The organism is Deltaproteobacteria bacterium (assembly GCA_035063765.1).
Taxonomy (GTDB): domain Bacteria; phylum Myxococcota_A; class UBA9160; order UBA9160; family PR03; genus CAADGG01.
Genome location: JAPSFT010000016.1, coordinates 96,251 through 107,384, shown reverse-complemented (window position 1 = coordinate 107,384; position 11,134 = coordinate 96,251). Strand labels below are relative to the sequence as shown.

The 11,134-nt window shown below is 72.5% G+C and carries 10 protein-coding genes and 1 tRNA gene; 1 reads left to right on the top strand and 10 read right to left on the bottom strand.

Features of this window, described 5'->3' with window-relative positions:
• Nucleotides 1–117 precede the first annotated feature (117 nt).
• From OZ948_13460 to OZ948_13425, 8 genes are all read right to left on the bottom strand, one after another.
• Complete coding sequence (locus tag OZ948_13460; protein MEB2345735.1) at nt 118–915, bottom strand: LamG domain-containing protein; 798 nt, start codon at nt 913–915, stop codon at nt 118–120.
• A 39-nt stretch (nt 916–954) separates the two neighbouring features.
• Nucleotides 955–1,026 (bottom strand) — tRNA-Val (locus OZ948_13455).
• A 1,053-nt stretch (nt 1,027–2,079) separates the two neighbouring features.
• Entirely contained in the window at nt 2,080–2,826 is a 747-nt protein-coding gene (locus tag OZ948_13450) for a PEP-CTERM sorting domain-containing protein (GenBank protein ID MEB2345734.1), read from the bottom strand.
• 305 nt (nt 2,827–3,131) lie between these two features.
• Nucleotides 3,132–3,632 (bottom strand): DUF6125 family protein, encoded by a 501-nt coding sequence (locus OZ948_13445; GenBank protein ID MEB2345733.1) that lies wholly within the window; start codon nt 3,630–3,632, stop codon nt 3,132–3,134.
• Between the two features lie 480 nt (nt 3,633–4,112).
• On the bottom strand, nt 4,113–4,301 hold the full coding sequence (locus OZ948_13440; protein ID MEB2345732.1) for a hypothetical protein: 189 nt from the start codon (nt 4,299–4,301) through the stop codon (nt 4,113–4,115).
• Nucleotides 4,298–4,723 carry a YeeE/YedE family protein gene (locus OZ948_13435; GenBank protein MEB2345731.1) on the bottom strand — a complete coding sequence of 142 codons (426 nt, stop codon included), beginning with the start codon at nt 4,721–4,723 and terminating at the stop codon, nt 4,298–4,300. The genes OZ948_13440 and OZ948_13435 overlap by 4 nt, the downstream gene beginning before the upstream one ends.
• Nucleotides 4,723–5,157, bottom strand: coding sequence for a YeeE/YedE thiosulfate transporter family protein (locus tag OZ948_13430; protein MEB2345730.1), 435 nt, complete (start codon nt 5,155–5,157; stop codon nt 4,723–4,725). The genes OZ948_13435 and OZ948_13430 overlap by 1 nt, the downstream gene beginning before the upstream one ends.
• 188 nt (nt 5,158–5,345) lie before the next feature.
• On the bottom strand, nt 5,346–5,795 hold the full coding sequence (locus OZ948_13425) for a hypothetical protein (protein MEB2345729.1): 450 nt from the start codon (nt 5,793–5,795) through the stop codon (nt 5,346–5,348).
• Between the two features lie 18 nt (nt 5,796–5,813).
• Here OZ948_13425 and OZ948_13420 point away from each other — a divergent pair, with 18 nt between their 5' ends.
• On the top strand, nt 5,814–5,948 hold the full coding sequence (locus OZ948_13420) for a hypothetical protein (protein MEB2345728.1): 135 nt from the start codon (nt 5,814–5,816) through the stop codon (nt 5,946–5,948).
• 19 nt (nt 5,949–5,967) lie between these two features.
• On the opposite strand, the gene OZ948_13415 is transcribed toward OZ948_13420, so the two are convergent.
• The gene (locus OZ948_13415; GenBank protein MEB2345727.1) at nt 5,968–8,892 is read right to left on the bottom strand and encodes a penicillin acylase family protein; all 2,925 of its coding nucleotides are present in this window, start codon (nt 8,890–8,892) and stop codon (nt 5,968–5,970) included.
• Between the two features lie 365 nt (nt 8,893–9,257).
• Nucleotides 9,258–10,697: a hypothetical protein gene (locus OZ948_13410; protein MEB2345726.1), complete on the bottom strand. Its 1,440-nt coding sequence runs from the start codon at nt 10,695–10,697 to the stop codon at nt 9,258–9,260.
• Between the last annotated feature and the right edge of the window lie 437 nt (nt 10,698–11,134).

Genomic DNA, 11,134 nt, shown 5'->3' with positions numbered 1-11,134 from the left:
TACGGGCCGCTCGCAAGGCGCGCGACCGAGCCATGGCCGTCGCCATGGGGAGGGAGCGCAACGCTGCGAGCGGCCCGTAGCCGCGATCGAATGCAGGCGAACTTCCGACACAGGGCACTAGCTGGAACCGCGCGAATATCGTCGCCGCAACGTGACTACGGCCAGTGCGGCTGCTCCCGCGAGCGCGCTCGTAGGTTCGGGACATTCCACGGCGACGAGGCCCGCGATGACGGCAATCTCGGCGGGGTCGCGCGTGGTCGAGGAGAGGCGAGCCTCGTCGATGTCGCCGGCGAAGAAGGAATTGTTGGCCCGTCCGCCGACGTAGAACGACGACATCGGGCCGATGGTCGCGACGTACGACGTTTCGCCGGCCAGTGCTCCGTCGACGAAGACCCGCAGATCGGCCCCGTCGTAGGTCACGGCGACGTAGTGCCAAGAGCCGTCGTTCACCAAGACGTTCGACGAGGCCGTATTGGACCACCCCATCCCGTCACCCACGAAGGAGCCGACCTTTCCGCCATCGAGGACGACCACGAACCGAGTCGGGCTGACGAACAGATGGTCGTACGTCGTGCTCGTGGTTCGGAGCAAGAGCTCGACCGACACCTCGTTCGCGCCGAATGCGAAGCCGCTCGCGGTTTCCCCATAGCCGCCGTAGGCCTCGGACGTTCCGTGCAGGAATCGCAGCGCACCGCCGATGCATCCGGTCGTGAAGACCGGAATCGTGCTCCCCTCCGATCCGTCCGCCGGCGAGCGGTCGAGCGCCAGATCCAGCTCGCCCGGCCCGCTGTCGGCGGCGATGAGCTCCTGTCCGGGATCGAAATGCCAGAGCGCGACGGTGTCAGCGTCCACGATGAACGCGCCCGCCTTCCACGGCAGCGCTAGCGCAAGACAAAACAGCAGTCCCTTCCGCATCTCCACCCCCCTCTTGCTACGTACAGCCGCTCGAATCGGTGGGCGCGGACGGGATCGAACCGCCGAAATCCTGGGTGTAGACCAGGCGCTCTACCGCGGAGCTACGCGCCCGAGCACATCGTCGCTCCCGAGCCGCGCGAACCCGCCCGAGAATAGCGACGACCAGGATAGGGGGCACGCTGCTCAGGACGTCCAGCGCGCTCTCGATCGCGGTAGGCTGCTCCTCGTGGTGGGCGATCTCGCCGAACTCCTCCTTGCCGTGTGTCGTTGCCCACAAGGAGAGCGGGCTTGGCGGAGCCCGGGGTTCGACTCCGGCGGCGGAGCGCGAGCACCGCGAGTGCCGCGGCGGCAAGGGCTGGCGCGCCGGCCGGCTCGGGCGCGAAGGGCGCCATGCCTCCAAGCCAAGCTCCGCGCCGCCCGCCGCCGGGCCACCGGGAGGACGAGCCGGATGAGCGAGGTCCCCGCCGCCGAGCTTCGCGGAGCTCCGCGGGGGATCGGCCGTGCTCACGTCGACGCGCTCCGCGAGCGGATCGCCTCGACGCTCGGGATCTACAGCTCTTCGCGGGTGCGCGAGGAACGACTGCCAAGCGGACAGAGCCTGCCGAGTGCTCTCGTCGCTCGACGACGCCCGCGATCCGTCTTGTTCGGCGCGCCGCGTCCGCGAACCCCGCTTGATGCGGCGCCTCCCACGTACGCCTCATCGGCCTCGACCGGTGAGTCGGAAGCCGGGCCGATGGCTCAGCGCCGAGCGAATCTTGCGGACGAGGGTCCAGGCCGTCTGATCGCTGCCGAGGCCCGTGTTGCGCTGCAGCTGCAGCGCCGAGATGCCCTTCTTGTGACGTGCCACGAAGAAGATCGCCAGGAACCAGGTCCGCAGCGGGACCCGGGTCTTGTGGAAGATCGTCCCAGCCGTGGCCGAGGCCTCGTAGCGACACGCCCGGCACTGCTCCAGCCGTCGCGTGTGCCGGCGATGGCTTCCTCGCCTTCCGCAGCATGGGGAAACGAACCCATGCGGCCATCGCATCTGGCGCATCTATCGCGCTCGCGACCAAGCCGCCGGTGCGAGAGAAGAAGAAGCCGGGGGCGCGCCGCCTGCGCGGCCCACCCCCGACTCGCTGCATCCTGCAGAGGCGCCGCGCGATCGGCCGCGCGGCGCCTCGCGCGTCAGGGCGCCCGGCGGCCGCGTACGAGGATCAGGCTGGCGACGCCGATGCCCAGCAGAGCGATCGTTCCCGGCTCCGGGATCGGGAACGGCTGCGGGTCTCCCTCGAAGATCAGGCTGAGGCCGGACCAGCTCGGGTCGAGCGTCTCGAGATGGGTGGCGAGGCTGGTGAAGCTCGTCCCGTCGAAGCCGACCCGCCACAGATCGGCGCCGGTCGCGTAGTAGACGATCCCGGCAGCCACGTCGTAGCTGAAGCCGGTCCAGCTCGGGCTGAGGAGCTGGAGGTTGGTGGCCAGGCCGGTGAAGTCCGCGCCGTCGAAGCCGACGCGCCGCAGCCACCCATCCGCGACGTAGTGGATCGTGTCCGTGGCCACCTCGTAGCTGAAACCCGTCCAGCCCGGGCTCAGCGTCTCGAGCGTGGTCCCCAAGCTCGTGAACTGGGTGCCATCGAAATCCACCCGCCGCAGCTCGCCGGCGGCGACGTAGTAGAGAACGCCGCCGGCGGCGTCGTAGCTGAGGCCGCTCCAGCTCGGATCCAGCGATTCGAGCACGACCGCTTCGCTCGAGGTGAACTCGGTTCCGTCGAAAGGGACCGCGCGCAGCTCGCTGCCTGCGACGTAATAGAGACCCGTGATCGTCGCCGCGCCGGCTGCACTGGACGCGACCAGACCCACGACCGCTGCACTCGACAGCCAATGCTTCATCCGCATCTGCTCCACTCCTCGTGACACCAGGTCGAATCGTTCCATGGGACGACCATTCGTCTACCGCCCGGCCGAGCGACGCCGCTCGTGGGGCTCTCGGATGCTGGAGGAGCGCCGGTGGGGAGCGAGCGCGTGTCGCGAAATCGACAGGCGCGCGCCGCGCCAGGACCGCCTGGCGGCGGCGGGCGCTACCTGCCGCGCCTGCGCACCCACGTCCATGCGGCGGCAGCGAGACGGAGCCACTGCCAGGATGGTGGCACCCTGGCGGCCTCACCTCCTCGGCGACGAAGCGCGCGAGGGTGCCGCGCGGGATCTCGAACGCTTCCGATGCCCGAAGCGACATGACGATCCTATCGGAGCTGGAGGGTTCGGTGGCACACGCCGCCCATGGCCTTCGCGCAGCGAAGGCCCGGCGGCTCGCTGGCGAGCGGAAGCCCCGCGCCGTCGTGCCAGCCGGCGATGCGGTCGAAGACGGCGCACTGGTACGACTCGGGGTTTCCCGCCCGGACGACGCTCTCGTGGACGAAGCAGCGATCGACGTGGATCGCGTAGGAGCGATCTCCCGGCCGCTCGAGCCGGACGGCTGTCGGCGGAGGAACGAGGACGCTCGCGAGCGCATCGAAGAGGCGAAGGAAATCGTCGAGCCCGCAGATCTCTCGCATGCCGAGCGCCTTGCGCAGCCGCCGCGCCTCGCTGGCGCCCTGCGCGCGGAGCGCGCGGCGGTTGAGCTGGTTCGCCATCTCCATGCCGAGCTCGGCGGCGGCGCTCTGGAACCAGTGGCCGTCGTGCGAGTACCAGCAGCGGCGAACGATCTCCTTCTGCTCCGCTTCGCCGGGGAGAACCTGCGTCATGTCCGCTCCCTCGCGGGACGGCCCGCGACCGGGTCGAGGTCGAGCGAGCCCCAGCCTTCGAGCTTCGTGCGATCGGGCTCGCCGCCGATCCCGAGCATGTGGACGAGGTCGAGGGAGAAGGCCGATCCCGCTCACGGCGCGGCCGATCTCGGGGTCGTCGCGAAGACGGAGCCGGCGCTCGCGAGGATCCGCTCCCGGCGCCCGGGAGCCGCGCGTCGGGCGGCGCGCCGGGCCTTCGGCCCTCCCGTTCCGGGGCCTGCGAGGTCGCCTCTTCGCCCGCGCGCCGCGCCACGTCGCCTCTCCCTGCGTCGGGGAGGACTTATAGTGAACACTCACTACCAATGCAATCCCCCCGGCGGACCGGGGGAGAGCGCGCGGGACGGGAGCACCTGACCATCCGATCGCGCCCCGCCCGCCGGAGCGCTCGCGGAGGTACGGCATGCCGGAGAGGTGGCCGGCTTGGGCTTGGGTGTCGCGGACCTACGGCACCGCGAGCCGTTGCTCGTCGATCCAGCGCGCCATCGCCTCGCAGGACACGTGCGAGAGCCGGGCGGTGCGCGGGTCGAAGCCGGCGACGGCTTCGATCACCGGCGCGACACGGCTCTCCTCGTCCGCGACGACGTAGCTGAGCGTCGCGGTACGCGGGTCGTGGAAGGGCTGGAGCCTCACGGTCGGCTCCGCGCGGCGACCCAGCCGTCGTGCACGAGGGCGCCGGCCGCCATGGCCAGGACGAAGATCCACAGGCGCGGCTCGCCCGCGGCGAGGCCGGCGAGCGCGGGCCCCGGGCACAGCCCGCCGAGCCCCCATCCGACACCGAAGATCGCCGCGCCGCCGAGCAGGCGCCCATCGATCGCGCCCCGCTCGGGGATCTGGAAGCCGTCCGCGAACAGCGGGCGCGCCGAAGCCCGGCGCGCCCACGCGAAGGCCGGCGCGGCGACCACGAGCCCTCCGCCCATCACGAGCGCGAGGCTCGGATCCCAGTGCCCGGCGAGGTCGAGGAAGGCGAGAACCTTGGCCGGGTTCACCATCTCCGAGATTGCGAGCCCGACGCCGAAGACGACGCCGGCCGCCGCTGCGGCTGCGACGCGGATCACGACCCGCCACCCAGCAGGTGCCGCCACGCGAACACCGTCGCGAAGCCGGACGCCAGGAACGTCGCGGTCGCGGCCAGCGAGCGCGGCGACGCGCGCGCGACGCCGCAGATCCCGTGGCCGCTCGTGCAGCCGCTTCCGAGCCGCGTGCCGAACCCGACCAGCAGCCCCGCCGCCACGAGCACGAGCAGCGGCGACTCGATCTGCACCGGCGCCGGCGCGCCCGCGACCCAGGCGTGCAGCAGGAAGCCCGCCGGCAGGCCGAGCAGGAACGCGACCCGCCAGCGCCGCTCGCCGGCCGCGGCCGGCCCGAGCGCGCCGCCGAGGATGCCCGACACGCCGGCGATCCTACCGTCGGCGAGGAGCAGCCACCCCGACGCCGCGCCGATCAAGGCCCCTCCGGCGAGCGCGGATCCCGGCGTGAACTCGGTCATGCGGCCCTTCCTGTCCCGCCTGTGGCCCTCCGTCCCAGCGACGACGCGACCGGGCCGCTGCGGGGCCTTGGATGGAGCCTTTTGCAGATCCCGTGCCGCTCCGGCCCCGGGTGGAGACTGCCCGGCCGGCGCGGCCTGGGCCGGCTGGACCCCGGGCTCGCGTCGGGAAGCGCGCTGCCGCGCAGGCGCTAGCTGGCGCCCGCATCTCCCACGCGAACGCGGCGCAGGAAGCCCGCCCAGGGCGCGTGCAGCACGAGGAGGACGGCGGCGCCGATCAGGTACGGCCAGCCACGCGCGGGCTGGCCCGAGCCGTACGCGAGCACGCCTCCGAGCGCGCCGACCGCCGCGCACAGCGCCCAGAGCGCGAGGAAGCGCACCCGCAGCCGAGCCATCCCGGCCGGCGTCGCCGGGTCGAGCCGGCCCTCTCGCACGTCGCGCAGGACGAGCGACTCGCGCAGCGCGAAGGTGCCGACGGCGGCGACGAGCGCGAGGATCGCCAGCGTGAAGCGCGCCACCGCGATCTGGGCCTCGTACCACGGCTGCGCCCGCTGCGCGAGGAAGGCGGGCAGCGCCAGCAACGCGAGGACCGTGGCGAACGCCACAGCCCACGGCAGCCAGAGCGTCCGGGCTCCTCGCATGCGGCGATGGTACACGCCGTGCACCTGACCAGGACCCAGCTGCGCGCCGACGCCCTCGCCGCCCGCCTCGGCGACCTCAGCGAGACCGGCGGCGACCTCCTCCTCGCCGCCTCCCGCCCCGGCATCGCCCGCGCGGCCTTCGGCGGCGGCTGAGGCGGCTGCGCACGTGGGATCACGGCGCCGGCACGAAGAGCTCCACCCGCTTCGCCGCCGCGCGGACCTGGGGATGGGACATCGGGACGGGGTGGTAGTCGACGGTGAGCCACAGCGGGAGCTGCGAGGCGTAGAGCGGATCCCCAGGATCCTCCGACGCTCTCCCGGCAAGCGCGGCGTATCCGCGCACCCTCGATCCCGATCGCGGCGCGCGCAGCAGCGCATGCACGTGCCGGAAGCTCGCGAGAGGAAGGTTCCCCGTGCTGAGCCACTCGTTGGCGCCGTCCGGCAGGCCCGGGCCCGCCGCGACGTTGACGGAATCCCAGGTCCCGTCGCGAGCGAGTCCCGGAAGCGTCGGCGCGAGGTCGACGAAGCCGCCCGCCGGCGGAATCGACGACGAGCCGCCGAGCGGGTGGGGCAGCACGATCCGGTGCAGCTTGCCCCAGCGGTAGTCGTCCTGATCGGTCGAGCCCGCGAAGGCCGCGGCGTAGGCCGGGCCGGGCAGCGCGTCGAGGGTGTCGCGCAGCACGCCGAGGAAGACCGCGTCGCGCCGATCCCCGGCCTCCGCGAGCTCGGCGGGCTCCGGGAAGTAGTCGACGCCCGAGGCGCCGACCCCCGTGAACGGCTCCTGCGGAAGCAGCGACACGAGGAGCTGGAGGGGCACGTAGGGCATCAAGCCGAGCGACTCGATGGTGGCGCTGAGCTGCTTCACGAGCTTGATGACCCAGACCTCGTAGAGCGTGGCGGCGACGCTCGCCTCCGCCTCCGCCTCGCTCACCTCCGGTGTCCGCACCCCTCCGACGTCGCTCGTGTCGTAGCCCTCGGGAATCCCGGTCGGGTGCGAGAAGTCCCACGCCGCCAGGCGAGCGATCGCCTCTGCGATGCGAGGGTCCGCGGCGAAGCCCGCGAGCGGCTGCGGCGCGCCGGGCCGCTGCGCGGACTCGAAGGCGGCGAGCAGATGGGGGACCAGGATCTCCGCGTGGAGCGCCCGGGTGTCCGCCTGGATGCGCTTCATGTCGTCGAGCGAAAGCTCGTGCCCGACGTCGATCTTCTCGCGCAGCATCTGAGTCACTCGGCCGTTGCGCAGCCCGCGCGTGCCCAGATCGCCGAGGTAGGGGATCGCCTCGGGCTTCGAGGGCCGCCGGTGGTTCAGGAGGTCGTTGTCCACGGCGAAGCCCAGGGGGTCCTCGTTGCAGTTCACCACGAAGCCGGCGGGAGGATTCACGATCCGCGGCATCTCCTCCCGCGGGAGCACCGCGAACGGCAGCGCCTGCCCCTGCGAGCGCGCGGGATCCGGCACCCAGTTGGCGGCGCCCGAGCCGTCGCGGATCCACCAGGGCGGCATGCCGTCGAGCGGGGCGCTGGCCTCCAGGTCCGCGCGCAGCGGGATCTCACCGCCGGCGTAGTAGGCGAGGTTCCCGCCCACGTCGGCGACCACGTGGTGGATCCCCGCCCACGTCAGCCACGCGACGGCCCGCTCGAACTCGAAGACGTCCCGGGCGCGCAGGATGTCGAGGGCCCAGCGCGTCGCCCGGTCCGCGTGCAGACCCGACCACTGGAGCGTGAGCACCGTGGTCTCCGTCGCCGACCCTCCGGCGAGGACGCTGCGGTCCGCGACCTCGACCACCGGCCCGAAGCTCCGGAAGGGCACGCGCAGCACGTCCACCGCCTGCGGCGCGAGCGCCCTCACGATCGGGGTCGCGTCGATCGCATTGTCCGCAATCCCATCGCCGGCGACGTTGAGCCGGTAGGCCTCGGAGCGCTCCTCGACCGGATGGAGCTCTCCCGCCGAGTCGATGCACAGCCGCGCAGGGCAGGACGGATCGTCCCGGACGAGCCGGTCGCGGAAGACGTCCGAGATGTCGGGCGCGAACAGGGTGACCGCCCACGCCAGTCGGGACGTCTGCCCGCCCAACAAGATTCCGGGGATCCCCGGCACCGATCCGCCGCTCGCGTTGAGCGCTCGTCCCCGTCCATCGTTGCGCGCCACGAGATGGACTTCGTAGCCGACCGCCGGAGCGGAGCCGCCGAAATGCGGATCGCCCGCGACCAGCGGCCCACCGGTCGCGCTGTGAGCGGACGCCACGCCCCAGGCGTTGCTGCCCCAGCGCTCTTCGGGGCGGCTCAGCGCGTCTGCGAGGAAGCCCGTCGCCGCGGCTCGGGAGCGGACCCGGTGCGCCAGTGCGAGGCTCGAGCCCGGTCCCCGTGCGAGGGGCGCCAGCCGGCGCAGGCTCGCGAGGGGAATGCCCCGGGCATCGGGCACCGTCGCGCGAGGAACCCAGGGCGCGAAGCGTCCCAGCTCGTTCGGGTAGACGAGCCGAGCCGCCTCCTCGCCGAGCACGTCGACGTAGTCCTGGAAGGCCGCCGTTTCGCCGATCTCCCAGAGGCGGGGTCCGTTGAGGCTCGCGACGAGCGCCTTGCCGAGCAGGAGGGAATCGAGCCCCGTCCAGGGCTCGACGACCGAGACCTCCAGGACCGCGTACTCGGGCGGCAGGGGGTGGGTGGTCAGCCACGCATTCACCCCCGCGGCATAGGCGTCGAGCAGCTCCCGCTCGGCAGGCTCCAGCGCATCGTGGGACCGCTGCGCTGCGGCTCGCAGCCCGAGCAGTCGGATCCTTCCGTCGCTTGCGAGGTGGGAGAGCCAGCCGCCGAGCTCGGCCAGTCGGCCTGCGGCCTGCCGCCGGTTCCAGTCCATCTGGAAGAAGCGATCGCGCGCGTGCAGGTAGCCCTGGGCGCGGAAGGCGTCGGCGAGGGACAGGGCCTTGATGTGCGGGACGCCGAACGCATCGGTGTGCACCTGCACCTTCGCCGAGAGGCCGGGCACCTCCGTCTGCTCGACGCGCGGCAGGCAGCTTGGCGCCGTGAGCGTCGCCGCCAGCAGGCCGACGCCGATCAGGGACGGCAGGGTCGTTCGACTCCTTCGTGCTCCGACATCCGCGTTCATCGCCCGGTCTTCCGGAGGCGAGGCTCGGTGCGGTGGTCATCCAGCGATCCCGCAACGAGCGCTCGCTTCCGATCGACCCCCCACGGGGCAGGCATCTGCCTCCTGCAGCTTCGATCCTACGAGCCCAAGAAACGTCCGCGTGTGGGATGAGCGTGGGAATCCGGGTGGCGGTGACGTGCAGCCGACTTCGAGCCTCGGCCGGCGCGTCCGATCGACCCGGGACGGCGCCGGGGTGGGGGGTGGCGCCACAGGAAGGCGGCGGGCGGCAACCGGGAGAGCATGAGGATCCACGGGGACGACGGGGAGGCACGCGGTACGCCACGTGCCCCGAGGTGCTGATCCGGCTGGCCTGCGCTTCTTGCGCCCTAGCGGCGGGGTGGGCGTCGCGACGGTGAGGCAGCCGTCGCCGCCCGGCCCGGACCGGGATGAAGGAGGCGAGGTTCCCCGACACGACATCGTGCAACGACCAGAGGCCCCACGGGTGCCAAACCCGGCCCGGGGTTCAACTCCGGCGGCGGAGCGCGAGCGCCGCGAGTGCCGCGGCGGCAATGGCCGGAGCGGCCGCCGGCTCGGGCGCGAAGTGCGCCATGCCGCCAAACCACGCACTGAGCGCGAGTGTCGACCCGAGCGGCGACTGCGTCCACGAGGAGCCGCTCCGGGTGAGAACGAGGCTGCGAGACGACGATGCGACCGTCCTCCGTTGGGTCGAGGAGGTCGACGCTCGTCGAGGCGTGGTACGCGGGCGCACCTTCGTCCGTGAGGAGCGGCGGCGTGAAGAGGGAGCCGCAGCAGGGTGCCGGCGGTGCATACACGGCTATCCCCATCGCGTACGCCAGATAGACCGGTCGCTCGCCGATGCTCCGGTCGTCCACCGCGATGTCGAAGAAGTTGTCGATCTCGTCAGGAAGATCCGTCTCCGGGCCCCCGCTCCAGCCGGTGATCGGGTTGCGAGTGGCCCTCCACAGCGAGAGGGTGCTCGTGACGTGGAGCTCGTCGAATCCGAGGATCGGGCTCAGCGCGTGATCGAGCCACCGGGCGCGAGGCACGACGACCGGAGCACCGCCGCCCAAGATGTCGCTCGAACCGAGGACGGACTGCTCGCCGGTGTCGGGATCGATGCGCAGCAGGCGCTCGATCACGGAGTCGGCGACATAGATCGAGCCGTCGGGACCGACGGTGATGCCTTCCGGCCGGCCGAGCAGGCTCGGTCCGACCTGCGGCGTGAGCTCCTCGAGGGCGCCGCTCGCAGCGCGCACGATCAGGATGCGCGACGTGATGCCGGACCCGGTCGTGAGCAGGAGGTCGCCGCGGCCGGGAGCTGCGGCACGTGCGGGGGCGGCCAACACGAGGGACAGGGCGAGCACGAGCCGAGGTGAGAAGCCGAGCCGTGCGGACATCCGTGCAGCTCCGGATCGGTGCACGCGGCTCGTTCTTCGACCGGAGAAACGAACGGCGTCGCTCCCGGCACGCATCGTACTCCATCCGGAGAAGCGCGACACCGAATTCGCTTTGCGCGGGCCGAAGCACGGAGGCTTCGTTTCGGTGCCGGCCCTGCCGTGTCCGGGGCCACGCCTGGGTCCCGCGCTGCCCAGCGCCCCGGCCCGGCAGCACCGCGACGCGGCCAGGCGCGGCGCGAGCGCCTGCACGACGTCGCGGCGGTCGCCCGGCACGTCGAAGGCGACGTCGCCGCGGCGGACCGCCACGAGCGTGAAGCCGCCGGCGGAGGCGTGCGGCCCGATCCAGGCCTTGTTCCACCGGGCCGCGACCTCGCCACCCTTCTCCTCGGAGCTTTGCGCGGCGAGCACGGCACTCGACGAGTGCGGCGGCGTACATGCTCGCGAGATGGCTCTCCGTGTGGCTCTCCGTGTGGCGCGCGACCGCGATCACGTACCGGCAGGCCTTGCCGTTGCAGCCGGGCTCGGTGACGAGCCTGCCGCCCGCCGCCGCGGTCACCTCCGCGGGCTCGAGGATCTTGCACACGTCGAGCTTCGAGACATCGCGTGCCGGCTGCTCTGGTTCGTTGGCAAGGGCAGCGAACGCGAGCGCGCTCCCCGTGGCGAGGCCCAGGACGGCGGCGACACGCACGACGGCCCCCACGGGTCCGGTCGGCTTGCTTCACGACTCGCCCGGCGGCGCGTCGCCCGCGAACACCCGACACGCGGATCCCGCTCGACTTCGTGGCAGCCCCACCTCGAGGCGCCCGCCACGGCAGACGAGGCGCGGCGGCGCCCAGGAGGGTGCC